Below are 23997 nucleotides of genomic sequence, written 5' to 3' on the forward strand. Positions count from 1 at the left end.
CGGCGGTTGTCTCATTCACGCCTCCAGCCCCGCGTTGATGATGTCGTCGAGCGGCCCCATTTGACTGCCCAACTCGGCAAGGGTCTTGCGGATCACCGCGACGTCCTTGCCGATGAAGTCTCCGACCGCGGAGACGAAGGTCGACGCCGACCCCGCGGCGGCTATCCGGCTCAGCGCGCTGCTGGTGCCGCTGCCGTGCGGAAGTGCTTGCAACAGGGTCGATTCCGGTATGCCCAGGCGACTGCCCAACTCGATGACCTCGGTGACCAGCCCGATCTGGGCGGCGAACAGTGCATTGTTGATCAGCTTGACCCGCTGGCCCGCACCGATCGGCCCGACGTGAAGCACCGGGTCGCCGTAGCTGGACAGCAGCGGTTGGACCTGCGCCACCGCATGGTCGGCGCCGCCGACGAAAAGCGTGACGTGGCCGGCGGCGACATCGTGCGGCCCACCGCTGACGGGTGCGTCGACGACCTCGATGAAGTACCTGTCGGCGCGCGTCGCGATCGCCTCTGCGGTGTCGGGACTGCCGGTGGTGTGAATCACGAGCACCGATCCCGGCTTCATCGCCGCCAGCAGATCACCTTCGAGGCAGATCTTCTGGACCTGGTCATCGGTGAACACGCAGACGGCGACGACATCGGCATCCGCGGCCAGCGCGGAGATCGCGGTGACCGGCTGCGCACCCAAAGCTTTCGCGTCAGAACCCTTTTCGGGTGTCCGAGTCAGCACGCGAACGTCATGGCCCGCGTCGGCAAGGCGCCCGACCATGGGAGCGCCCATGCGACCCGCCCCGATGAAGCCGACACGGCTCACCGCGGGTGCTCCAGCAATTCCAGTGCGGCGTCGGCCGCGTCGAGCACTGCGCCCGGGGTGACGCCGGCCTTCTGGGCGATATCCACCACCAGCCGAACATCCTTCTGCAGCAGCGCGCCGGCCACTTGAGTGAGCACCTCGAGACTGCCACCCAGCGCCGCGATGCTGCCCAGCGCAGCGCTGTTGGCCGAGCCGCGCGTGAGAACGTCGGCCAGGCTCGCGGTGCTGACACCCAGCGCCTCGCCGAGTTGCAGGGTGGTCTTCGCGTTGGCGAGGTTGGCGGTGAACAACAAGTTGTTGAGCAGCTTGGCCACCTGGCCCGAGCCCAGTGGCCCGAGATAGACGTGACTGCCATACGTGTCGAACACGGGGCGGCACCGCGCAACGACGTCTTCGTCGCCGCCGGCCATCACCAGCAGGCGCTTCTCGGCCACCGCTGGAGCACCCCCGCTGACCGGTGCATCGATGACCGAAACACCTTTTGGCGCAGCCTTTTCCGCGATCCTGCGACAGGTGTCGGGATGGACCGTGCTGTGAATCGCGATCACCGAACCGTCGGTAATCCCCGCCAGGATGCCGTCGTCTCTGCTCAGTACTTCCTCGACGTCGGCGTCGCCAACCACGCACAGGCAGACGAGGTCGCTGGCCGCTGCCAGCTCCGCCGGTGAGCCGGCGACTTTCGCGGCAGTGTCGGCGTAGGGCTCCAGCGACGCCGGACGGCGCGCCCACAGCGTCGTCTCGAAACCGGCGTCGACGATCGCGCGCGCCATCGGCCCGCCCTGGCTGCCCAGCCCGATGAACCCGATCCGCATCAGCTGGCCTCCGGTTGGACGTTCAGATTGCCCGAAACATGCCGCGCGACAGCGCATTCCTCGACAAACGACAGCACACCCAGGTGGTACGCGGCCGCGGTGTGGCCCAGGCTCAGGTTGTGGCCGCTGTCGCGCTGCTCGTTGACCACAACGCGAGGCGCGGAACTGAACATCGCGGCGACGTCATCCAGGCCGCGAGGACCGTTCTCCCAGAACGGTTCCTGGTCGGCCAGCGTGAACCGGACCGGAACACGCACCTGCGCGGCCAGAGCGGGGAAGTCGCGATTCGGCCACGTCGCGACCACGGTGCCCTCATAGGCGGGCGACGGTGACTGCACCCCGCCGATGACGTCGTCGGGGTAGAGGTGCGTTGCATCCCACAGCAATTCGCGCAGACCCCGGCGGATGTCACGGATCTTCGGTCTGTTCAGGACCGCATGAGCGGCGGGCTGGTTGCGCCGACCGGTGCCCGAAGTCTCCAGGCCCAGCACCTTCGGGTCGGCGACCGCCATTCGAACAGTGAGTTCGGAGCCGTTGGAGTGACCGAGCAGAAACAGCCCGGCGCCGCGCGACCGGGTGCCGAGGATGGCATCAACCACGCCATAAGCCAATTCGACGCGGCGATCCGGGTCCGTCATGGTCTCGGCGTGCGGCGCCGACGCGCCGAATCCCGGGCGGTCGATCGCGATCGCGGTGAATCCGAGTGCCGCGGCCAGCCGCAGGAAGGACAACCGGGGATGTCCTGGGCAGTCGTAGTACGCCGACGTCGTGGCGCCGCCGTGAATCGCGACGACGGTGGCCCGTGGTTCTGGTGCTTCGGCGAGCAGACCGGACATCGGGATGCCGTCGACGTCGACGACGCACGAAGACGGCGCGGGCCAGCTGCTCATGTGTCCGCCCGCAACAGGATTGCGCCGCTGGGAGTGAGCCCGCCGCTGCTGACCACGGCAACCCGTGCGTCTTTCACCTGGCGGTCGCCGCCTTCGCCGCGCAGTTGGGTGACGGCCTCGTGCACCAACCCCATCCCGTGGGTGCGTCCGTGCGACAGCTGGCCGCCATGAGTGTTCAACGGCAGCACGCCATCTCGCGCGATGTTGTGCCCACCGTCGAGGAAGTCTTTGGCCTCCCCGATGCCGCAGAACCCCAACGCCTCGATCCAGGACAGGCAGTTGATGGTGAATCCGTCGTACAGCTCGGCGACGTCGACGTCGTCGGGCCGCAACGAGGTGCGGCTCCACATGTGCGCCGCCTGTCCGAGCGACTGCGGTTCATGCGTCAGCGTGCTCTGATCCCAGTCGAGCCGCTCGATGATCTGCGTACCGACGGCTTCGACGAGCACTGGCGGCTTGGCCATGTCGCGGGCGACGTCGACGTGCGACACGATCACCGCGACCGCTCCGTCGCAGGGCACATCGCAGTCGTAGAGGCCGAACGGCGTGGTGATGATCCGCGCGTCGAGATAGTCCTGCATGGTCATCGGTTTGCGGTAGATCGCGGTCGGGTTCAGCGCGGCATTGGCGCGCTGGTTCAACGCAATCCAGCCCAGCGTCTCGCGCGTGGTGCCGTAGCGGTGGAAGTGCCGTTGGGCGTTCTGGGCCAGCGTGTGCGCTGCGGAGACCGCGCCGAACGGCAGGAACCAGCTGTCCGCCCGCGTCATCGGCGCGATCTTGCCCTGCTTCATCAACTCGCCGTGCGTCGCTTCCCACAGCGTCCGGAAGCACAGCACATGGCGGGCCAGGCCGGTGGCGACGGCGAGCATGGCGGCGATCACCGAACCGCCGGGACCGAACGTCTCGATGCCGCCGTTGTGCCACGTCGGCCGAATGCCGAGCGCCGACTCCAGCGCCGTCACTCCGCCTTCACTGAACGGGCCGAAGCCGCCGCCGCCCGGATACGTCGACAGCCCGTCGATCTCGTCGAATGTCAGTCCGGCGTCGGCGATCGCGCGTTCGCAGGCCTCGATCGTCAAGGCCAGCGGCGGCCGCATCAGACGCCGGCCGATCTCGGACATCCCGATGCCGGTCAGCGCGACCTTGTCCTCGAATTTGTCCCGGGTCAGCATCGGGCGAACGTGTTCGCCGAACCGCTCCGGGTCGATCTCGTCGACGGCTTGCGGCGCCGGCTCGGCGGGTTGTTCGGCCACCGGCCGGAACAGCGGCAGGTAGATGTCGTCGTGCTGGTCGAAGACCACTTCGACCAGCTGGCCGATTTCGAGTTGGTCGGGGTCGCAGTCGACGATGTTCGTGGTCAGCCGCACGCGCGGGTCCTCGACGATCGCGACCTGAGCCACGACGTAGGGCGCGGCCAGCCCCGGCAGGCTGAACCGGTGGTTGACGGTGAAGCCGGACAGTGTCGCGCGGCCCGAGACGGCCCGCACGCCGCTTTCATGTGACCGGCAGTAGCGGCAGATCGGCGCGGGTGGGTGGATCAGCGCGTTGCATCTCGTGCATTCCTGAAACCGCAACGTGCCGTCAGCACCGGAGCGCCAGAAGAACTCGGTCTCGTCGGTGACGGGGGGCAGGGGACGGCCTAGCGCTTCGGACACATCACGTCCACGGGTTTGATAGTGGCCTCCAGGGACACGGCGTTCTCAGTGATGAGAATCACGTTATCAGGCGGCGCGATCATGAATCCATAGCTGGCCGGCGTGTTTTTTGTACGGTCAGTCTTGTTGGCCCACGGCGGCGAAGTTCACCGTCGCAGTCGCGCCCATTTCGCTGTCGTTGCCGCGGTAGATATCCACCTGGACGACGACGGATCGCTTGCCGGTCCGCAGGATTCGCGCGACCGCGCGGGCCGGGCCGATCTTGATCGGGCGCAGATAGCGGATGAACAGGTCGGTGGTCGCGATCGCGTTGCCGAACGGCGTTGCCCGTGCGGCCAGCTGGCCGGCCGTGACGTCGGCCATGGTGGCGATCAGGCCGCCCTGCAAGCCGCCGGCGACGTTGGTGACGCGTTCGTCCACCGGCATCTCCATCACCACGGTGCCGTCGGACGACGGAACCTCGCGCAGGCCGAGCTGGTCGAACAGCTCTCGCAACGAGCGGGGTGCCGTTATCTGCGCCGGCCCCGTGTGATTTCGGCGCGCGAATCGTCGCTGACCGTGAGCGTAGGTTCGCGCGCCGAAATCGCGGAGTTCTCGACGATGATCTCGCACGCTGTCTCGTGGAACGCGCTGATGAGCGTCGAGAAGGAAAGTTCGAACGGGTAGATCATGTGCACATCCAGCGGCTCGGGCGTCCACTCAGGCAGCACCGGGACGATGCTGCCGTCGCGCAGTTCGTTGGTGCAGATGATCTGGGCGGGCATCGCGCCGATGCCGAGCCCCTGCAGGATGTACTGCTTGCATACCTGAAAGTTGTTGGCACGCGCCCGGATTTGCGGTGACAGTTCACAGCGTCGTTTCTGTTTGGCCAGGATCAGCCTGCGCGGCCCGCAGAACCCGAAGTCGATGAACGGCAGCGAGTTCAGCTGCTCGGGCTCGGTGACCGGCTCGGGCAGTTGACGCACGAAGTCCGCCGACGCGCACAAAAACAGTTCGAGGCTGAACACCTTTCGGGCGATCAGCGTCGAATCCTGCAGCGGCCCGGTGCCGAACACCACGTCGAAACCGTCTTTGACCGGGTCGACCATGGAGTCCACCAGCCGGATGTCCAGCCGCGAGTGCGGATAACGCTGCAGGAAGGTTGCGCCCACCCGCGATGCGTAGTCGATGCCGACGAAAACCGGTATCGCCACGCGCAATTCGCCTTGCGGCTCGTGCCGGCTGGCTTCGGCCAGGGCGCGCACGCCGTTGGCCTCTTCGAGGATCTTCACCGCGTGCGCGTAGACGCGCTCGCCGAGGTCGGTGACTGTCAGTTGATGGGTGTTCTTGCGAAGCAGCTTGATACCCAAGTCGCACTCGAGCTTGCTCAGCTTGCGGCTCACCGTCGACTTCGGCATGTCCAGCGCCGCCGCCGCCTTCGAGACGCTGCGACATTCGACCACCTTGCCGAACACCAGCAACGCGGCCAAGTCGAAGGTCGGGGTCTGCTTCATGGGTGTTCCAAATATGCAACAGGGTGTTGAAGGTTTGCATCTGTTTCGCTGATTTCTGCCGCTGTACCGTCGGCCGCAGCGGAGTCGAGGCCGGTGAGAAGGAGAGCCTCATGAGCCAAGACGTCCTGGTGGCCAAGCCGGCAAGCGGGCACTGGACCGACGCATATCCCGAGTTGGGCCGCGGCCCGATCTCGCTCGACGACTGCGTGTCCGAAGAGTTCTACGCCAAGGAACGCGAGCACGTCTTCGCCAAGACCTGGCTCTACGTCGGACGCGTCGAGCGCGTGCCGCGCTCGGGCAGCTACTTCACCCGCGAGCTGAAGTTTCTCAACACGTCGGTGATCGTCGTGCGCGGAAAGGACGGCGTGATCCGGGCTTTCCACAACATCTGTCCGCACCGCGGCAACAAGTTGTTGTGGCGCGACGATCCGTTCGAAGAAGTCGAAGGGCGCGCCCCGGTGCTGTACTGCCGGTTTCACGGGTGGCGCTACAACCTCGACGGCTCGCTGCTGGCCCCGACCCGCAAGGACTTGCTGCTCGACTTCGATCCCGCCAGTTGCCGGGTGCCGGCGATCCAGTGCGAGGTGTGGGAGGGGTTCATTTTCGTCAACCTCAACCCGCACAACACCGAGCCGCTGCGCGACTTCCTGGGCCCGCTGGCCCACGGCATCGAGGGCTATCCATTCGACGGCCCGCACCAGGTGTACCGGTTCAAGGCCGAATTGCAGTGCAACTGGAAGATTTTCGTCGACGGTTTCGCCGAGAGCTACCACGGTCCATACCTGCACGCGTCGTCGTTCGGCAACCTCACCGCCGAGGCCAAAGCCGCTTTAGACAAACCCAATCCCTTCACCGATGCGCTGGCCTATCAACTCAAGGGCCCGCACCGCATGTTCTCGTTCGCCGGCGAACCGTCACGCAAGACCCCGTACTCCAAGCCCATCGAATGCGTGATGGAGGCGAGTGCGGCCGGCCCGTGGAACAAGCGCGACGACCGCGGCCCGATGCCGCCGGGGCTCAACCCGACCCGCTCTGAGAAGTACGGGTTCGACTCGTTCCAGTTCTTCCCGAACTTCATATTGATCTTCGGGGCATCGGGTTTCACCACCCACACCCACTGGCCCACCGGCCCGCATTCGCACATCTTCGAAGTGGAGATGTTCTATCGGCCGCCCAGGACCCACAAGGAGCGGCTGGGACAAGAGCTCACCGTGACTTTCCTCAACGACATCATCCTGGAAGACGCCAGCCCGCTGGAAGGCATGCAGGCGATGCTCAACAGTGGTGTGATCAAGCAGTTCCCGGTCAACGACGAAGAGATCCTGATCCGCCACCTGCACAAGGTGGTGGCCGACTACGTCCGCGACGGCGAGGCCCGCAAAGCCGAGGTGCCGTGAATCACTCACTGCCGCAACAGTTTCAGGAGCTCGAACACCTGGTGCCCGAGTGGGCCATCGAAGACGGCCACCAGCGCTACGTGAAGCGGGTGAACAGTTCGATGGAACAGATCCGCGCGTTCTACGACGAGGTGTTTCCGCACGCCAAGGCTGCGGTGGCGTATCTGGACGAATTCGACTACGACCAGCCGTTACCGCCGGAAGCCGCCAACTTGCGCAACCTGATGTACTCGCTGATCACTGTGTCGCTGGCCGTGGAGTTGTGGAACCAGCCGCGCGTGCAGCATTCGGCGAACACGATCCTGACGCGATTGAGCTGACCCGGATGGACATCGTCGACTGCACACCCATCATCGGCAGCGAAATCAAGACCGATCTGGAGACGCTGCTGTCGGGCCGCGAAGCCGAAACGATCCGCGACACATTGGAACAGCGCGGCGTGGTGTTCTTCCGCGGTCTGCAGATCAGCGACGAGCAGCAGGTGGCCATCGCGACCACATTGGGCGCCATCGTGGCCAACGAAGGCGAAGGCGGCATCTACAAGATCTCACTCGACAAGAACGTGAACCAGCGGGCGCAGTATCTGAAGGGATCGATGTTCTGGCACTTCGACGGCTCGCTTCAGCCTTACCCGAATCTGGCCACACTGCTGCGGGCCGTGAAACTCTCCGACACCGGCGGACAAACGGAATTCTGCAACACCTACGCCGCGTACGAGGAACTGTCGCAATCCGACAAGGACGCGATCGCCGACCTCCGGGTAATTCACAGCGCCGAGCGCTCGCAGTACTACGTGAACCCGGAGATGAGCTACGAGGAAGTCGTGTTCTGGCAGCAGTCGCCGACGAAGTCCTGCCCGCTGGTGTGGACCCATAGGTCTGGGCGAAAGTCGTTGCTGCTCGGCGCGACAGCGGACTACGTGATCGGGTTGCCGGTGGAGGAAAGTCGTGCTCTGCTCGCACGCCTGCGTGACTGGGCCACTCAGCCCCGGTATGTGTACCGGCACGAATGGCAGGTGGGCGATCTGCTGATCTGGGACAACACCGGCACCATGCACCGGGCGCTGCCGTATGCCGCCGACAGCGGCCGGCTGATGCACCGCACGGTGCTGGCGGGAGAAGAGCCGCTGCAGTGAAACTGGGCCTCACGACGCCCGTCGTCACCAACGTCGGCGGCGCGGCGCTGACGTGGGAGAAAACCGCGACGATCGACGACATCGGCCGCGTCGCGGAGGCGGCAGACCGGCTCGGCTACCACCACCTCACCTGCAGTGAGCACATCGGCGTGCCGACCAGCGAGGCGCCGCGGCGCGGCGCGCGGTACTGGGACCCACTGGCCACGTTCGGCTACGTGGCGGCGCGGACCCGGCAGATCCGGCTCGCCACCATGACGCTGGTGCTGGGATACCATCACCCACTGGCGATCGTAAAGCGTTACGGCACATTGGATCACGTCAGCAGGGGTCGAGTGATCCTCGGCGTCGGAGTAGGCACGCTGAAGGAGGAGTTCGACTCGCTCGGCGCACCGTTCGAGGACCGCGGTGCTCGCGCCGACGACGCATTGAAGGCGCTTCGCGCGGCGCTACCCAGCAACGAGCCCGCTTATTCGGGGGACTACTACGAGTTCAGCGGACTCACAGTCGACCCCTGCGCGCTGCAGCCGCACGTGCCGATCTGGATCGGCGGGCGCACCCGCCGGTCGCTGCGACGGGCGGTCACCCTCGCCGACGGGTGGTGTCCGTTCAACGTCTCGGTTGCCACGGCCGCCGAATGGGTGAATTCCTACGAGCTTCCAACAGGTTTCGAAGTCGTGCTGCCCGCGGATCGACCGCTCGACCCGGTGGGGCAGCCGGAGTCGACGAGACAAACACTTCACACGATGGCCGCCGCCGGCGTGACAACCGTGTCCGCGCGGTTCGTCCACCACTCGCTCGAGCATTACCTCGAGCAGGTGCACGCGCTGGCCGAACTGCAACCCTAGAGCTGCGGTCCGATCGACGCGAGGAAGTCCTGCGTGCGCTGCCGCGACGTCGTGCGCGTGGCCGCGTCAGCGCCAAGCGGGACGACGCGGGCGGCAAGGTCGGTGACGCCGGCATCGCGGTAGCGCCGCAACCGGGAAAGGATCGCGTTCTCGTCGCCCGCTGCCATCGTATCGCCGACGTCTTGCGCGTCGCCGTGCTCGAGTAGCCGGACATAGTTCGGCGAGATCTCGGCGTGGCCAAGCACCTCGTTGGCATGGCCGCGGGCAGCGTCGATCTCGTCGTCCCCGCACAACACGACCGGGACGCAGGCGACGATCCGCGGGTCTGTCCGCCCGGCCCTGGCCGCCGCGGCGGTGATGCGGGGAGCCACGTGATGTTCGATGGCGCGTTCGTCGGCCATCCACAGGATGGTGCCGCCGGTGTGTTCGCCGGCGATGCGCAGCATCGTAGGGCCAAGTGCCGCAAGCAGAATCGGCATCGTGGTCGATTCGGTGACGTCCATCGGGCTGTGCACGCGGAAGGTCGTGTTCTCCACATCGACGCGGCCGGGTTGTCTGAACACCGCGCCGAGCACCTGAAGGTAGTCGCGGACCAATGCGGCGGGGCGGTCGTAGGTCAGGCCGAGCTGGTCGGCGACGATCCAGTGGTGTGACGGCCCGAGGCCGAGGGTGAACCGGCCGCGGCAGGCCATCTGCGTGGTGAGGGCCTGCTGCGCCATCGGAATCGGGTGGCGGGTCTGCACGGGCACGACCGCGGTCCCGATTTCGATGCGGCCAGTGGATTGTCCGAGTAGGGCAGCGGCAGTCATCGCGTCGAGGTAACCGGGGACCTGGGGAATCCAGAACGATGCGAAGCCCGCTGCTTCGGCCGCCTGCCCGTCGGCGATCAGTCCGGTCAGCCGCTCTTGGCGTGGGCGCTCCTTGTCGGAGCCGATCATCAGGCCGAGGCGCACGTCGACTCCTGTTCACGGTACATGGCGATCCCATTCGTACGGCACCACGACGTGAAACGGCGCGGCCAGAAGAGGTTCCAGATTCTCTTCGCGCCAACGTTTTTCGAGTACCGGCCGGAGGCGCTGTGCGGTCTGGACCGGCTCGTCGTCGAGAAAGCAATATGAGATCTGCTGGCCGGGCTCCGCGCTGCTGAAACCGCGGACGTCTTCGGCCACCCCGGTCCAGATTCCGGCGACGCCCTCGACGCCGAGTAGCTCTGACGTCGGGGCGTTGCCTCGTTCGAGGAGCAGGTACATTCCGCGGGCCGGCCACCACGGCAACACGTCGGCACCGATCTTGATCCGTGCGGCGGCAGCTTTGGCGGTGACACCGTAGACCGCGCGTTGCACCGGTGGAAGCAGCGGGAGCTTGCGGCCGGCCGCACCCAGGGCGATCGACAGGTCGTTGAATCGTTGCAGCCCACCGACATCGGTGAAGAAGTACGTCATCACGTGGTCGATCGCGTCGAAGCGGCCAGGGCTGGCCGCCCTGGCCGCACGGCACTCCGGCGTCGACACCACGCGCAACGATGCGCGCACCGCCGATAGTCGGTGTTGTTCGGGGCGATGGTCCAACGTGTGCCAGCGCAGATACTCCGCATCGCTGCCGTCGGGATGCCGGGTCGCCATGGACACGAACAGCGTGCCGATGTCGCCACGGCCGGTGTCGAGTACACCGGCCACCTGATCGGAGGGTGTACCAGGCAACATCATCAGCCGCGACTTCCTGCCGAGTTCGGTTCGGACAGTTCGAGTTCGGGATGGCGAGCCGCGATCATCCGACGGAAGCCGTCGCGCCAGTGCACAGACGTGCGGCCGAGCACCTGGTGCATGTAGGTGACGTCGGGCCACAGCGGGGGGTGCGCATCGGGGGTGTATTCGAAGATCGGCTTTACGCCGACCAATTCACCCATGTAGTTGCAGTACTCCTCGACGCTGACGGTTTCGCTGCCGGCCCAGTTCACGACCACCGGTGGGTTGGAGGCGACCTCCATGGCGCGGATGCCCAGTCGCACGTAATCGTCTTCATAGATCGGGTTGTAGTTATTGGGTGCATCCGGATGCAGCCGGATCGGCTTGTGCGCCAGCATCATTTCCAAGCGGTCAGCGGGGGCGCCGCCTTCGGGCCCGTACGTCGAGCAGATGCGGATGATGGTCAGCGGAATGCCGAAATGCCCAGCGACCCAAGTGCATACCGACTCGCCCGCTACCTTCGAGAAGCTGTAGTTGGCACGCAGCGGCACCCCGGGTGGGTCTGCTTCGGTCAGTGGGCGCCGGCCTTGATAGCCGTAGACCGACCCGGTGGAGCAGAACACGAAACCCTTGGCCGCGCGACAGTGATACAGAAGCTGACCCGAGTTGTGGGCGTTGGTTTTGACGCAGGTCGGCCAGTCGCCGGTGCCGGTGTCAACCGCAGCGTGGAATACGTAGGTGAAGTCGTCGGGGAGCGCGGAGAAGTCGCCGATGGACATGTCGAGCACAACGGGTCTGATCCCCGCGCTGGCGAGCTTTTCGCGGTCGGCCGGATCGCGCAACCGAGCCGCGCCCCACACTTCGTTGTCCGGCGCCAGTGCCCGCGCGATCGGGAACGCGATCTTGCCGGTGGCTCCGGTGATGAGGATCTTTTCTCCGTCGAGCACTAGGCCCCTTCCTGTCGCCGCAGCTCTACGCAGCCTATAAAGTACTTGATACCTAGCGCCACGGATCGGCGGAGGAGTGCCGTGCGACTGACCTTGGATGCCGAACTGGAAACTTTCCGGGCACAATTCGTCGCATTCCTCGACGAGCATCTTCCGCCGGAGGCCGCCACCTGGGAGCGGTCGCGGTCGAGCTCTCACGTGCCGGAATGGGCGAGGCGGTGGCAGAGGGCACAGTTCGAGCACGGCTGGCTGTTGCCTGGCAATCCGCCGGAATTCGGCGGCCGCAATGCCGACATCCTGCAGCAGTACGTGCATCGCGACGAGCTGTCGCGGCGGCGGATCTATCACTGCTACAACCCGCAAGGCGTGGGCATCGTCGCGGCGTCGTTGCTGTCATTCGGCACCGAAGAACAGAAGCGCACGTGGGCGGTGCCTATTCTGCGCGGCGACATGACCGCATCGCTGGGGATGAGTGAACCCGGTGCCGGCTCCGATCTAGCCGGTCTGCGGACACAAGCGGTGCTGCGTACCGACGCCGGCGGAGCACACTTCGTGGTCAATGGACAGAAACTGTGGACCTCCGGGGCGCACGACGCCGACGTGCTGCTCACGTTCGTACGCACGGATCCTGCCGCCGCAAAGCACAAAGGCTTGAGCGCCTTGCTCATTCGCACCGACAGCCCGGGGGTCATGTGTCGGCCGTTCCCCGCCGTGTACGACCGCGACCACCTGGACTTCAACGAGGTGTTCTTCACCGACGTGCGGGTGCCCGTCGAGAACCTCGTCGGCCCCCTCAACGGCGGCTGGAAGGTGGCCAACGGTTCGCTGGGCCATGAACGCACGCTGATGTGGATGAACTTCGCCAGCCACCTGCGCGACCTTCTCGACGACTTTCCCCTTGCAACCGCTGTGGACCGCGACCGTTTCGCGACCGCGGCGATCGACTATCAGGCGCTACGGCTGCTGGGTTCGGCGGCGCTGGCGCGTGCGGCGCGAGGCGACCCCGACACGGCAGCCATCTCGGTGCTCAAGCTGCTCGGTTCGGAGGGCGCGCAGAACGCGGCGAGGCATGCGCTCGACGCCGCCGGCGGCAACGGGCTCGTCGATCCGGCGATGACCGCGCTGTACAACCCGTACGGTTCGGATCACGCCACCGCCAGCTGGTTCGCGCGCTACGCGGCGAGCTATGCGGGCACGATCGCCGGTGGGACATCGGAGATCCAGCGCAACATCATCGCGCAGCAGGTCCTCCGATTGCCGCGGTCCTGAGCCGTCCCGGTCTCAGCGGACGAATCCCCATTCCGCTTCGTTGTCTTCGGTTTTCAGCCCGGGTTCGTCGTGTGCCTCGGCCGCCGATGGCGGTACGTCCGGCGGTCGGTGCTCGCCGATGGTGAGGATGGCGTGCACCGGGCAGTCCATGATCGCGCGCATGACCGCGTCGCGGTCTTCATCCAGCACGCTGCCGTCGCCGATCAGCGACGCGTAACCCCAGTCGTCGAGCGAGAAATAGCCGGGTGCATGTTTTGCGCAGACGCCGAAACCGTCGCACACCGTCCGATCGAGACGGATCTTCATCCGCTCGCCACCGCCTCCACCTCGTAGGGCCGCAGCGCATCGAACACGCCGGCACGGCATGCGGCGCAATCGTTTTCCAGGTGGCGGCTGACCACCTGAGGGAACTGCACAAGCAGGCTGGCGGCAAGGTTGCAGGCCGCGTCCAGCGTGGCGCAGGCGCCTCGGCCCCGGAGCACCACGGACCAGCGCTCGAGGCGGGTCAGATCCTCGGAGGTGGCGACGCCGTCGCGGAGAGCCGACGTGACCGCCGACATCGCGGCGGTGCCGTTGAAGCACGACCCACACTGACCGGCGTTCTCCCGATCGAAATAGGCCATCACCGACGCCGCCACCGCCACCGGGCACTCGCTGGTGATCAGCGAGATGGCGCCGCACCCCAATCCGCTGCCGAGCCGCCGCAGTGTCTCGTGATCCAGCGTGGCGTCGAGGATCTCGCGGTTCAGCATGCCGGCGAAGTAGCCGCCCATCAGCACGCCGCGCAGTTCGTCGGCCGAAACGCCATGCCATGCAAGAACTTCAGTGAATGGCAGGCCGTGCGGTAGCTCGTAGAGAGCCGGTGCCCGCCCCGCACCGGTGATCGTCGCCAAGAAAGTGCCTGGCGACGCCGATGTGCCCGCCGCGCGGAACGCGTCTGCGCCGTGCTGGTGCACGAACGGCAGGACCGCAAGGGTTTCGACGTTGCTCACCAGCGTGGGCTGTCCCGCGACGCCCTCCTGGAACGGGCGCGGCGGCTTGTCGGAGGGTTTGGCCGGCCCGCCGTTGATCGCGCGCACGGCCGCGGTTTCCTCACCGGCGACATACCCGGGCGCCACGGCGACCACGGTGATCGGCAGCTCGATCAGCCCGGCTGTCTCCAACTCGCTCACCGCGGCGTCGACAACCGACGCCGCCGACGCGTCCGACACGTAGACGTAGGCGCGATCGGCACCCACCATCTGGGCGGCCAGGCGCAGTCCGTCCAGCACGAGATGCGGCCGGTGCCGCAGCAGCCACCGGTCCTTGATAGAGGCCGGCTCGCCCTCCTCTCCGTTGGCGACCACTACCGTTTCTGCGCCGCTGCGCCGGGCGTCGCGCACGGCCCGCACCTTGACCGCCAACGGAAACGCAGCACCGCCGCGGCCCAGCACACCGCTTCGGTCGGCTTCCTCGAGCAATTCCGCCGCATCGGAAAGCGACTGGTAGCCGCCGGTCTTGCGGTACGTGTTCAGGTCCTCGATTCCCGGCTGCAGCCGCAGTAGCCGCGGCGAGCAGCCGGGCCACACAGCCACCGCGAGATCTGTTGACAGCGCTGCGGTTTTCATGGCGCCGACTCTCCTGCCGATAGGCTGGCAACCATGAGAATCGCAGTGGTGCGCGTCCAGGTCGACCCGGCTGGTGCGCTCACTCCTGCACAGTTAAGCCACGGCATGACGACGCTCCGTGAGCTCGCCGGCGACGTGGGCGCCGGGGTAGTAGCCAACAACCTTGCGGCGATGCCGGCCGGTCGCCGCGAAGTCGAGCTGCTGATGGCCGGCCCCGATCCGGACGAGCTGACGCAAACCGCGATTGCGCTGTGTCATAAGGCGTTTGGCACCGAGCCGGTGGCCGGTGTGCTGACATACGTGAGCAGAGGAACGGACGACGACGCGCACGGGGTGCTCGCCGGGTTCGGGCTCACCGGGGACATCACCCGTATGCCCGGCGAGGAAGGCTGGGACGTGGTGTACGTAACGTTGCGCAGGGCCGATCTTGCCCGCGTGCCGGAAAGCCGCATCCACACGGCGCTCGAAGCCTCGCTGAACTGTGAGGTCCACATCCGCGTCATCTGAGGCGGCAGACGCGCGGCGAGTGTGCGGTTTCGTACGCGAAACGCCGGTGCGGGCGTCTGAAAACGCACACTCGGTGACCAGTCGGTGTGCCATCAGCGGTCCCCCAAAAACTTCAGGATCGCGGGAGCCGCCTGCACCCAGGTGTCGAACATGTTGAAGCGCTTGACTTTTCCCTGCGCGCGGGCCTCGGCCGCCCGCTCCCAGGCATCCTCTGGCCAGGGCGGGTCGATCAGCGTGGATCCCTTGATCAGGCAGCTGATTTCCAGGGAGGTGCGCTTGGGGTGGTCCCAGTCGTTCTCGCCGCCGCGGATGATCAGTGTCGGCACCCTGATGTTGTCGAACACCTCGTCCTCGACGCCGGGAATCGTCTGCCCCGGCTTCGGCACGAACGCATTGAGCCAGCGCAGCATCACCTTCAGGAAGTCGTCGGCATCCAGCGACAGGATGCGTGCCTCGTTGGCGGGGTTGTCCGCGATCCGCTCTTTCCACTCGGCCACTTGCAGAAGGCCTTTCATACCGAGATTGCGGACCGCGAGGATGCTCGGCACAACGTAGTACGAGCCCAGCACGAACGAGCCGTACACCCCGCCGACGATGTTCCACACCACCAGCTTGGTGACGATCTCCGGGTACAGCATCGTCGTCAGCATCGAATCGCGGGCGCCGCCCGAACCGCCGGCCAGAATGCACGGCCCGATGCCGAGACCGGTGATCAGCGCGTGCAGCGTTTCGGCCCGCATGTGCGATTCACTCTGGCCGTAGAACTGGACGTCAGACTTTCCGCAGTTGGGCCGATCCCACAACAGCACCCGATAGCCGCCCTTGACCAGTTCGTCGGCCAGGGGCCGCAGCCCGTCGATGTCCTTGCTGTAGCGGCCGCCCGGGGTCAGGGCGATGAATTCGCCTGTTTCCCCGAGGGTTTCGTAGACGACGTTGCCGCCGTTGATCTCGATGCTCTTCTCCGTCATGCCTGCACCAGCACCTCGTTGCCGACCACCCGCACCGGATACGTCCGGATGCTCCACTCGGGCTTGACGGCCGTGGTTCCGGTCGCCAGCTCGAAACCCCACTGGTGCCAGGGGCAGTAGATGTATTCCAGGTCGCGCACCATCACCGCGTCACCGGGCACGGACTCGTCGACTACTGTGCGACCGCGAAGCCGTCCGGCACACAGAGGGCCGCCCTCGTGCGGGCAATAATTCGCGATCGCGTAGAACGTGCCGTTGATGTTGTAGACACCGACACCGTGACGTCCGATCGGCACCAATTTGTGTGTCCCAGGCGGGATTTCGTCGACAGTCGCAACGACGTGCTCTCGCCCCTGCGCGAGGCGCCGGGGTTTGGTCTCCTCTGCCAATTCAGAACACCCGCACCTGGCCCTCGAGGGCCGGAACCGTCTCGGGAAGGTGATACGTCGCAATCCCGTTGCGGAACATGACCGCTTCGCGGGCGTGCTCGGGAAGATGCTTGACCAGCCAGCGTGGGTCATCGAAGGTCCAGTGCGGGTAGTCCGACGAAAACAGCAGGATCTTCTCGCACTCCATCCACTCCAGCGCCCGCGTCAGCTCGGTCTTGTCCTCCGGATAGTCCAGCGGCTGGGTGGTGAACTTGATGTGGTCCTTGACGTAGTCGGAGGGCTTGCGCTTGATGTCCATCCAGGACTTGCGGGCCTCGTAGATTGCGTCCATCCGCCACATCAGCGGCAGGATCCAGGTGTAGGCGTGCTCCACCAGGACAATTCGCAGCGTCGGGAACCGGTCGAAGACACCGTCGAAGATCAGGCTCATGACCTGGTTCGCCGCCAGCAGGGAGTAGGTGACCATGAAGTCGTGGTTGTAGCTGGGCATGCCCACCGGAGGCATCGGCAGCTCCTCGTGGTGGCTGCGCGACAGGTGGCAACTGACTGTGATGTCGTGCTTGGTGGCCGCGGCCCACAGCGGGTCATACTTCGGGTGTCCCCATGACGGACGCGGCTCGGCCTTGATCAAGATCTGCGCCATGTAGGGATGCCCGGCCCAGCGCTCGATCTCCCGGGCGGCTGCTTCGGGTTCTTCGATCGCGACGCAGATGGATCCGCGCCACCGCTCGTGCCAGTTGTTGTGAGCGTCGAGCCAGTGGTTGGCCTGCCAGTCGTTGAGTGCGCTCGACATTGCGGTGTTGGCCTCGGAGATCCGCGCCGAGTAGGCGGCGGGTTCCAGCACGGCGATGTCGGCCCCGGCCTCCATGATCAGCTGCTTGAACGCGAGATCCGGGTCGCTGCCGGGGAATTCACCGTCGGGCGGGAAGGTGTCCACCCGCATGGCGTAGGCGTGCGCGTAGTCGGGTGCGTCGTAGTAGATGAGCTCACCGACGCGGCGGGTGAGGAAGTACTTGCTGCGCCACGGCTCGGGGATGTAGTTGACCAGATCACCGCGGCGGGGAACCGGATGGACGTCGGAGTCGACGCACCGCACAGCGATGCGCTCGGCCGCTGGCTTGCGCTCTGTCGTCGTGACCGTCATCGCGTCTCCCTTGATTGCAAAGCTCTACCTCTACTGTGCGCCGAGACCGGCGCCGACGTCTATGCCGTACAGGCTCGCGGCGTTGCGCCAGCACAACTTGTCGCGCTGCTCGACGGTGTAGCTGCTGGGCACCGTCAGCTCGCCGAGGTGCCAGTGCGGATAGCTGGAGCCGAACATCACCATGTCCTCTTTGCCGGTGAAGGCGAACCACTCGCCGGCGAACTCGGTGTCACCGGGCCCGTCGAGACTGCCCTGCACGAAGTACACGTGGCCGGGCAGATAGTCGCTCGGCATCTGCGGTGCCCACGGCGTCTGCTCGAGATGCGGCCTGCCGAAGCAGTCCATCCGCCAGATGAACGGCGTCAACATGTCTGCGGCGCCGTCGGCCCACACGAACTTCAGCTGCGGCATCCGCTCGAACACGCCCTCGGCGATCATGTTCATCAGGTGGTACAGGTAGTTCAGCGCCATGAACCCGAGGTACTGCTCGTAGGTGCGGGTGTTGCCCGACGGCGTCGGTGCGGCAGCAACCCCCGAACCCACCTCGATGTGAACGGCCACAGGGAGATTCGCGTCGACCGCGGCTTCCCAGAGCGGCCAGAACTGAGGCTTGCCGTAGAGCTCGCGCGACTGCAGCGGAATCCCGATCTGCACAACGCGGGGATGGTCCTTGTATCGGGCGATCTCGCGCAGTGCGCCGGCGATGTCGTCCGGATTGACGCGGATGGTGCCGCGGAAGCGGTCGCCGAACTCGCCGTGCTCCAGCCAGCGCGACACCAGCATCTCGTTGTGCGCTGCCGCGATCGCCGTACCGAGGTGGCGGTCGGGCATGATGCCCCGCGTCATCGGGTGCAGGACTGCGACATCCACATGGCGGTCAGCGAAGAGGTGCTCGGCGACCACGTCGGGATCAGAGCCGGGGTACTGCCCGTTCGGGCCCTTCGTGCCTTTCGCGTATTCGCCCCCCGGAGCGCCGTACCAATCCATCTCGTAGTCGGGAAAGCCGCGACTGCGGTACGGCTCCCGCAGAAATCCCCGCAGATCCGAGTTCGACCGGCAGAAGATGTGCACGCTCGCGTCGATCAGCGGGGTGCGGTTGCCGTCGCGGTGTTCAATCACGAGATCTCGTCCTTAGTGGCGCCATCCGGCGGCCCAAGCCCTACCTGCTAGCGAACCTAATCATTATTTCGGCACACTACACTTCACGTTCACAGTGTAAAGCCGAATTCTTCGGCGGCAAGAATTCGGTTCTCAGGGCGGATGGCCGGAAAGCTGGATTCGAGGGCAGACCAAGGTCGTCGACGCGACGGGGCGCTGGTGAACGTCCGAGACGCTCGGGAGATTGGCCCTTTCACTGGTGAGAATGATATTCTCGCCGCGAAGTCGACCCGGCCTGAGGAGACCTCGAATGCTTCTGGAGTTCGACGCCGACCAAAAGCTATGGCAAGACACTGTGCGCAACGCCGTGGCCAAGCAGTGTCCGCCGGCACTGGTGCGCAGCGTCGCCGAGCAGGGCACTGATCCGACTCCGGTGTGGAAGGCGTACGTCGACGCCGGCTGGACCGAGATGAACGATCCGGAAAACGCAGTCGAATTGGCAATCGTTGTCGAGGAGCTGGGCCGCGCCACCGACCCGACGCCGTTCTTGGCGACGATGACGCAGTTCGCGCCGCTGGCCGGCGACCGTTTCGACCCCCATCAGTCGGGCGCGGCGGTGTTCGCAGGAGTGACCGCCCACCGCGACGCCGACGGCTGGGTGCTGGACGGCACCGCGCGCCATGTACTCGACGGCGACCGCGCCGAACGATTGGCGGTGGTGACCGCTGCCGGCGTGTTCCTCGTCAACGCGGGCGACGTGACGGCGCGCCGCACGCCGGTGTTCGACCCGGTGCTGCATGTCGCCGATGTCGCTTTCGCCGGGCTTCGAGTGCCCGAGAGCGCACGTGTCGGTGACGCCGATTTCGAGCGGTCACGCCACGTCGCACTCACCGGGATGGCGATGACGATGGTGGGCGCGTGTCAGCGCATCCTCGACATGGTGCTGGTCCACGTACGTGACCGTCATCAATTCGGGGTGCCCATCGGCTCCTTCCAAGCCATGCAACACAAGTGTGCCGACATGCACGTCGCGATCGAACGTGCCCGGGCGCTGGCCTATTTCGCCGCGCTGACGATCGCGGCCGACGATCCGCGGCGTCGGCTCGCGGCGGCGATGGCGAAGGCGTCCGCGGGCGAATGCCAGTCCCTGGTATTCCGGCAAGGCTTGCAGTCATTCGGCGCAATGGGTTTCACGTGGGAGAACGACCTGCAGTTCGCGCTCAAGCGGGCCAAGGCCGGCGAGCTGATGCTCGGCGGCGCAGCCGAGCACCGAGCGACGATCGCCGAGGAGTACCGTGCAGCTGACTTTTGATCCCGACGTCGAGGAGTTCCGCGCCGAGTTCCGCGCCTTCCTCGACGAGCATTTGCCTTCTGAGGCAGAGACATTGGAGCGGCCGCGGTCGGTATCGCACATGCCGCAGTGGGCGCGCCGCTGGCAGCGGCTGCTGTTCGACAACGGCTGGCTGCTGCCCGGGCAACCGCCCGAGTTCGGTGGCCGCAACGCCACGGTGCTGCAACAGTATGTGCATCTCGAGGAGCTGTGCCGACGGCGGATCTACCACAGCTTCAACCCGCAGGGTGTGAATATCATTGCGGCGTCGCTGATTACGTTTGGCACCGACGAGCAGAAGCATCGCTGGGCGGTGCCGATACTGCGAGCCGAGATCACCGCGTCACTGGGCATGAGCGAGCCGAGTGCGGGCTCGGACCTGGCCTCGCTGCGAACTCGCGCTGAGTTTGTTTCCGACAACGACGGCGATTATTTCGTGGTCAACGGCCAGAAGGTGTGGACGTCGGGCGCCCACGACGCCGACGTATTGCTGACATTCGTCCGCACTGACCCGGATGCGCCCAAGCACAAGGGAATCAGCGCGTTGATGATCCCCACCGACACGCCCGGCGTGGTGCGCCGGCCGTTCGCGTCGATCTGCGGCCAGGACGACCTCGACTTCAACGAAGTATTCTTCACCGACGCCCGCGTTCCCGCCGAGAATCTGGTGGGTCCACTCAACGAGGGCTGGCGGGTGGCCAACGGATCGCTGGGCCACGAGCGCACGATGATGTGGCTCGGGTTCGCGGACCGCCTCAACAACGCGATGACCGACTTCCATCCGAAGACGGCGCTGGAGCGCGACCAGTACGCCACGATGGTGATGGACTACACCGCCCTTCGGCTGTTGGGCTCTGCAGCGCTTGCGCGGGCGGCCCGCGGCGAACAGGACACGGCGTCGGTGTCGGTGCTCAAGCTGCTCGGCTCGGAGGCCGAACAGCGCGGCTTCGAGCATGCGCTGGCCGCGGCTGGATCCGACGGGCTGACGCATCCCGCGCTGACGGGGCCGTATGCGCCGATGAACCTCGACCACTACTTTGCGAGCTGGTTCGAGCGCTACGCCCGCAGCTTCGGCGGCACGATCGCCGGCGGGACGTCGGAAATCCAGCGCAACATCATCGCGCAGCAGGTTCTCGGGCTGCCGCGACGATAGGCGGCCGGCTGCCTACTTGGCCCAGTCCTCGCCGAACGCCCCGTGCCCGGGCCAGTCGCCACCGGAGAACGTGGTCGCCTTGACCTGCGGGGCCGCCCTGGCGATCGAAGGCGTGGTGGCCGGAAGCGGTGAGGTGATGGTGCTGTCGCCGTTGGCGACCATGTGCGGCGCGCCGATGCCGGCCGAGCCGGTCTGGACCGTCGCGACGCCCATCGCCGCCAGCGCAGCGGCGGATGCAACGAGTGCGATCCTCTTCCATTGCGTCGACATCATCGGTATTCGACCGTAGTCGACGCACACGGCACCGACTCGAAACCTCAGGCACCCGTACGGTAATTCACAGATTTCGGCGCGCAAGGCGATGTTCAGCGTCGCTCTGCGCGCCGAAATCACACGATGACGGCCGCTTCCTTGCGTTCGGTGATGGGGCGGGCCAATTCCTGCTCGTCGCAGATCCGCTGCAGCTTGTCCAGCGTTTCGTCCAGGCCGGGACCCAGCCTGCGGCCGGGGGTGAAGGTGGCCGGCAGATGGCGCATGCCCTGGATCACGCCGATGGTGTCGTAGTGCACGGTTCCCTCCGGATCGCACTGGTAGTCCGGCATCCGGTCGAGCACGGCGGTGAGCATCGCCTTGAACACGGTGCGCGCCACGTTCGAGCCGGCGCAGCGGTGCACCCCGATGCCAAAGCTGAAGTGGCGGTTGCCTTTTCGGTCCATGTGAATCTCATTGGGTTCAGGGAACACCGCGGGGTCGCGGTTGGCCATCGCCCACGAAATCCACAGCCGCTCGCCTTCTTTGAAGTGGGTGCCCTCGACCTCGACATCGGCCGAGAACGTGCGGCCGTCGCCGGGCGCCGGCGTGAAGTAGCGCAGGAACTCCTCAGTTGCCATGTCCAGCAGGCGATCCCGTTCGCGGGACAGCAGCTCGCGCTGATCCGGGTGCTGCGAGAGCCATTCCAGCGAGTGCGCGGTCAGCGCGGTGGTGGTGTCGAAGCCGCCGCCGATGAGCAGGCCCAGCATGCCCATGATCTCGAGATCTGGTGCCGGCTCGCCGTCGATGCGCATGTTGACGAGCGCGTTGACCAAGCCCGGCCGCGGGTTCTCACGGATCTCCATCATGGTGGTCAGCAGATCCAGCCCCATCTCACGGTGCATGGCGACCACACGGTCGATGTCCGGGGAGTCCTCGGGGGTGTACACCGCAGCGTGGGTGGGCTCGCTGTAGATGGCCCACTTCTTGAGAGGGATGCCCATCATCGCCAGCGTGAGCACCGCGGGCACAATGTTGGCCAGATCGTCGACGAAGTCGATGCGGCCCTCTTCGATCTTCTCGTCGAGGCTGGCGCGCACGATCTCGTCGATGAACGGCTCCCACCGCTTGACCGCGGCCGGCGACAGATACGGGTTCAGCACCGTTCGGTAGAGGCGGTGCTCCGGATCATCCATCTCCAACATGCCGCCGCGAATGCCGTTGACGCGCTTGGCATATGGGATCGCGATGCCCTTGTACGGCGTCTGACCGGTGACGTCGTGATGGTTGGAGACGGCCGGGCAGCGGGCCAGCTCGAAAACTTCCTTGCTGCCCGCGGCCACCCAATGCCCGCCATAGGTGTCCGACCAGGCCACCGGGCATTTCTGGTGCATCTCCTCGGTGATCTTCTCGAACTGCAACCGGTAATCCGGAGTGTGGCGGTCGAAGTGATAGCGGGGCTGCCTGCGCGCGCTATCGCTATCGCTACCGCTCTCGATGTCGACGCTCACGCGTTGTCTCCCTTGGCTGTTCACTCTTCGATGCGGATGGCCTGCTCAGGGCAGGAGTGGGCGGCTTCGCGAACCAGCTCTTCTTGGCCGGGTGCCACGACCTCCGAAACCGGCGACGACGTCCCGTCGATGTCGTTGAGCTCGAACGCATCCGGGGCGACCATCTTGCACAGCGTGTGGCCCTGACAGCGGTCCCCGTCAACCCAAACCTTCACTGCTTCCCCTAAATGTGGTAGTCGTACCACTTCAGATAGCCGCCCGCGTCGACGCGCAGTTGCATGCCGGTGACATACCGGGCCTCGTCGGATGCCAGCCACAACACCGCGTTGCTGATGTCTTCGGGCTCGACGTAGGGAATGCGCATCGCCTGTTGCACCCCGAACACCGGCTCGGCGTCCGCGCGCGTCGGGTGTTCGAGATCCGGGCGGAAGGCCCGGTACATCGGTTCGCTCTGCAACATGTTGGTGTTGGTGTTGGTCGGATGGACGACGTTGGCGCGGATGCCGCGCGGCGCCACCTCGGTGGCGAGGTCGTGGACGTACTGCGACAGCAGCCGCTTGGCGGTGACGTATGCCATGCCGCCGGGATCGGCGCCCGGATTGTCCTTCTTCGCAACGTCCATCAGCGCAGCCGTCGAGCCGGTCGCGATGATCGACGCGCCCTCGTTGAGGTGCGGCAGGGCGACCTGGATGGCGTTGATGGTGCCGATCAAGTTCGTGTTGATGACGTCGCACCAGGCCTGCAGCGGCGGGTCGCCCTTCATCCCGGCGATCCCGGCTTGGGCCACGACGATGTCCACCTTGCCGAATTCGGTCAAGCCGTTCTGCAGCGCCTCGCGCAGCTGAGCGGCATCGCGCACGTCGGCCTGCGCGGTCAGCACGCCTTGGCCGGTCTTCTCGATGAGGCGGGCGGTCTCCTCGAGGTCCTCGGGCTGCGCCAGCGGGTAGCCGATTGTCTCGATGTCGTGGCAGATGTCCACGGCGATGATGTCGGCGCCCTCTTCGGCCAAGCGAACCGCGTGACTGCGGCCCTGCCCGCGGGCAGCGCCCGTCACGAATGCGACTTTGCCTTCAACGCGTCCCACAGAGTGTCCTTTC

General features: G+C 66.0%; 27 protein-coding genes. 8 read left to right on the top strand and 19 right to left on the bottom strand.

What is annotated here, in order from left to right:
• Positions 1-15: 15 nt before the first annotated feature.
• From AC5Y39_RS03140 to AC5Y39_RS03165, 6 genes are all read right to left on the bottom strand, one after another.
• Positions 16-816, bottom strand: coding sequence for an NAD(P)-dependent oxidoreductase (locus AC5Y39_RS03140; RefSeq protein WP_500015305.1), 801 nt, complete (start codon positions 814-816; stop codon positions 16-18).
• Complete coding sequence (locus tag AC5Y39_RS03145) at positions 813-1628, bottom strand: NAD(P)-dependent oxidoreductase (protein ID WP_500015303.1); 816 nt, start codon at positions 1626-1628, stop codon at positions 813-815. The genes AC5Y39_RS03140 and AC5Y39_RS03145 overlap by 4 nt, the downstream gene beginning before the upstream one ends.
• The gene (locus AC5Y39_RS03150; protein ID WP_500015301.1) at positions 1628-2518 is read right to left on the bottom strand and encodes an alpha/beta fold hydrolase; all 891 of its coding nucleotides are present in this window, start codon (positions 2516-2518) and stop codon (positions 1628-1630) included. Before AC5Y39_RS03150 ends, AC5Y39_RS03145 begins: the two co-directional genes overlap by 1 nt.
• The gene (locus tag AC5Y39_RS03155; protein WP_500015299.1) at positions 2515-4173 is read right to left on the bottom strand and encodes a thiolase C-terminal domain-containing protein; all 1659 of its coding nucleotides are present in this window, start codon (positions 4171-4173) and stop codon (positions 2515-2517) included. Before AC5Y39_RS03155 ends, AC5Y39_RS03150 begins: the two co-directional genes overlap by 4 nt.
• A gap of 117 nt (positions 4174-4290) precedes the next feature.
• Positions 4291-4668: a PaaI family thioesterase gene (locus AC5Y39_RS03160; RefSeq protein WP_500015297.1), complete on the bottom strand. Its 378-nt coding sequence runs from the start codon at positions 4666-4668 to the stop codon at positions 4291-4293.
• 14 nt (positions 4669-4682) lie between these two features.
• A complete protein-coding gene (locus AC5Y39_RS03165; RefSeq protein WP_500015295.1) occupies positions 4683-5666 on the bottom strand; it encodes a LysR family transcriptional regulator in 984 nt (327 codons plus the stop codon).
• 110 nt (positions 5667-5776) lie between these two features.
• On the opposite strand from AC5Y39_RS03165, the gene AC5Y39_RS03170 reads away from it, so the two are divergent.
• Genes AC5Y39_RS03170 through AC5Y39_RS03185 form a run of 4 tightly spaced genes read left to right on the top strand, consistent with a single transcriptional unit; the run spans position 5777 to position 9043 of the window.
• Complete coding sequence (locus AC5Y39_RS03170) at positions 5777-7063, top strand: aromatic ring-hydroxylating oxygenase subunit alpha (protein ID WP_500015293.1); 1287 nt, start codon at positions 5777-5779, stop codon at positions 7061-7063.
• Positions 7060-7383: a hypothetical protein gene (locus AC5Y39_RS03175; protein WP_500015291.1), complete on the top strand. Its 324-nt coding sequence runs from the start codon at positions 7060-7062 to the stop codon at positions 7381-7383. Before AC5Y39_RS03170 ends, AC5Y39_RS03175 begins: the two co-directional genes overlap by 4 nt.
• A gap of 5 nt (positions 7384-7388) precedes the next feature.
• A complete protein-coding gene (locus AC5Y39_RS03180) occupies positions 7389-8198 on the top strand; it encodes a TauD/TfdA dioxygenase family protein (RefSeq protein ID WP_500015289.1) in 810 nt (269 codons plus the stop codon).
• On the top strand, positions 8195-9043 hold the full coding sequence (locus AC5Y39_RS03185) for a TIGR03619 family F420-dependent LLM class oxidoreductase (protein ID WP_500015287.1): 849 nt from the start codon (positions 8195-8197) through the stop codon (positions 9041-9043). The genes AC5Y39_RS03180 and AC5Y39_RS03185 overlap by 4 nt, the downstream gene beginning before the upstream one ends.
• Here the strand turns inward: AC5Y39_RS03185 and AC5Y39_RS03190 are convergent.
• Genes AC5Y39_RS03190 through AC5Y39_RS03200 form a run of 3 tightly spaced genes read right to left on the bottom strand, consistent with a single transcriptional unit; the run spans position 9040 to position 11675 of the window.
• Complete coding sequence (locus tag AC5Y39_RS03190; RefSeq protein ID WP_500015285.1) at positions 9040-9996, bottom strand: TIGR03564 family F420-dependent LLM class oxidoreductase; 957 nt, start codon at positions 9994-9996, stop codon at positions 9040-9042. The genes AC5Y39_RS03185 and AC5Y39_RS03190 overlap by 4 nt on opposite strands.
• 12 nt (positions 9997-10008) lie before the next feature.
• Positions 10009-10749: a hypothetical protein gene (locus AC5Y39_RS03195; protein ID WP_500015283.1), complete on the bottom strand. Its 741-nt coding sequence runs from the start codon at positions 10747-10749 to the stop codon at positions 10009-10011.
• Positions 10749-11675: an NAD-dependent epimerase/dehydratase family protein gene (locus AC5Y39_RS03200; RefSeq protein WP_500015281.1), complete on the bottom strand. Its 927-nt coding sequence runs from the start codon at positions 11673-11675 to the stop codon at positions 10749-10751. The genes AC5Y39_RS03195 and AC5Y39_RS03200 overlap by 1 nt, the downstream gene beginning before the upstream one ends.
• An 81-nt stretch (positions 11676-11756) precedes the next feature.
• On the opposite strand from AC5Y39_RS03200, the gene AC5Y39_RS03205 reads away from it, so the two are divergent.
• Positions 11757-12944, top strand: coding sequence for an acyl-CoA dehydrogenase family protein (locus AC5Y39_RS03205; RefSeq protein WP_500015279.1), 1188 nt, complete (start codon positions 11757-11759; stop codon positions 12942-12944).
• 12 nt (positions 12945-12956) lie between these two features.
• Here AC5Y39_RS03205 and AC5Y39_RS03210 read toward each other — a convergent pair whose 3' ends face one another.
• Together AC5Y39_RS03210 and AC5Y39_RS03215 are read right to left on the bottom strand one after the other, a co-directional pair.
• Complete coding sequence (locus AC5Y39_RS03210; protein WP_500015278.1) at positions 12957-13250, bottom strand: ferredoxin; 294 nt, start codon at positions 13248-13250, stop codon at positions 12957-12959.
• A complete protein-coding gene (locus AC5Y39_RS03215; RefSeq protein ID WP_500015277.1) occupies positions 13247-14551 on the bottom strand; it encodes an NADH-ubiquinone oxidoreductase-F iron-sulfur binding region domain-containing protein in 1305 nt (434 codons plus the stop codon). Before AC5Y39_RS03215 ends, AC5Y39_RS03210 begins: the two co-directional genes overlap by 4 nt.
• A gap of 33 nt (positions 14552-14584) precedes the next feature.
• Between AC5Y39_RS03215 and AC5Y39_RS03220 the strand changes: the two genes are divergently transcribed.
• Complete coding sequence (locus tag AC5Y39_RS03220) at positions 14585-15058, top strand: hypothetical protein (protein ID WP_500015276.1); 474 nt, start codon at positions 14585-14587, stop codon at positions 15056-15058.
• A 92-nt stretch (positions 15059-15150) separates the two neighbouring features.
• Here the strand turns inward: AC5Y39_RS03220 and AC5Y39_RS03225 are convergent, their stop codons facing one another.
• From AC5Y39_RS03225 to AC5Y39_RS03240, 4 genes are read right to left on the bottom strand one after another with little or no spacing between them, the layout of a single operon-like run.
• A complete protein-coding gene (locus AC5Y39_RS03225) occupies positions 15151-16026 on the bottom strand; it encodes an alpha/beta fold hydrolase (protein ID WP_500015274.1) in 876 nt (291 codons plus the stop codon).
• Positions 16023-16415: a Rieske (2Fe-2S) protein gene (locus tag AC5Y39_RS03230; RefSeq protein ID WP_500015273.1), complete on the bottom strand. Its 393-nt coding sequence runs from the start codon at positions 16413-16415 to the stop codon at positions 16023-16025. The genes AC5Y39_RS03225 and AC5Y39_RS03230 overlap by 4 nt, the downstream gene beginning before the upstream one ends.
• 1 nt (position 16416) lies before the next feature.
• Positions 16417-17559, bottom strand: coding sequence for an amidohydrolase family protein (locus AC5Y39_RS03235; RefSeq protein WP_500015271.1), 1143 nt, complete (start codon positions 17557-17559; stop codon positions 16417-16419).
• Positions 17560-17589: 30 nt separating this feature from the next.
• The gene (locus AC5Y39_RS03240) at positions 17590-18678 is read right to left on the bottom strand and encodes an amidohydrolase family protein (RefSeq protein WP_500015269.1); all 1089 of its coding nucleotides are present in this window, start codon (positions 18676-18678) and stop codon (positions 17590-17592) included.
• Positions 18679-18967: 289 nt separating this feature from the next.
• Here AC5Y39_RS03240 and AC5Y39_RS03245 point away from each other — a divergent pair, with 289 nt between their 5' ends.
• Together AC5Y39_RS03245 and AC5Y39_RS03250 are read left to right on the top strand one after the other, a co-directional pair.
• Positions 18968-19969: an acyl-CoA dehydrogenase family protein gene (locus AC5Y39_RS03245; RefSeq protein ID WP_500015267.1), complete on the top strand. Its 1002-nt coding sequence runs from the start codon at positions 18968-18970 to the stop codon at positions 19967-19969.
• Complete coding sequence (locus AC5Y39_RS03250) at positions 19953-21140, top strand: acyl-CoA dehydrogenase family protein (protein WP_500015265.1); 1188 nt, start codon at positions 19953-19955, stop codon at positions 21138-21140. Before AC5Y39_RS03245 ends, AC5Y39_RS03250 begins: the two co-directional genes overlap by 17 nt.
• Before the next feature lie 12 nt (positions 21141-21152).
• On the opposite strand, the gene AC5Y39_RS03255 is transcribed toward AC5Y39_RS03250, so the two are convergent.
• The 4 genes from AC5Y39_RS03255 to AC5Y39_RS03270 all read right to left on the bottom strand — a co-directional run bounded on the left by AC5Y39_RS03255 (position 21153) and on the right by AC5Y39_RS03270 (position 23984).
• On the bottom strand, positions 21153-21410 hold the full coding sequence (locus tag AC5Y39_RS03255) for a hypothetical protein (protein WP_500015263.1): 258 nt from the start codon (positions 21408-21410) through the stop codon (positions 21153-21155).
• Positions 21411-21529: 119 nt separating this feature from the next.
• Positions 21530-22900: a cytochrome P450 gene (locus AC5Y39_RS03260; RefSeq protein ID WP_500015261.1), complete on the bottom strand. Its 1371-nt coding sequence runs from the start codon at positions 22898-22900 to the stop codon at positions 21530-21532.
• Between the two features lie 20 nt (positions 22901-22920).
• Entirely contained in the window at positions 22921-23115 is a 195-nt protein-coding gene (locus AC5Y39_RS03265) for a ferredoxin (protein ID WP_499908961.1), read from the bottom strand.
• Between the two features lie 8 nt (positions 23116-23123).
• Positions 23124-23984 (bottom strand): mycofactocin-coupled SDR family oxidoreductase, encoded by an 861-nt coding sequence (locus AC5Y39_RS03270; RefSeq protein WP_500015259.1) that lies wholly within the window; start codon positions 23982-23984, stop codon positions 23124-23126.
• Between the last annotated feature and the right edge of the window lie 13 nt (positions 23985-23997).

Source organism: Mycobacterium sp. NGS39, assembly GCF_059812765.1.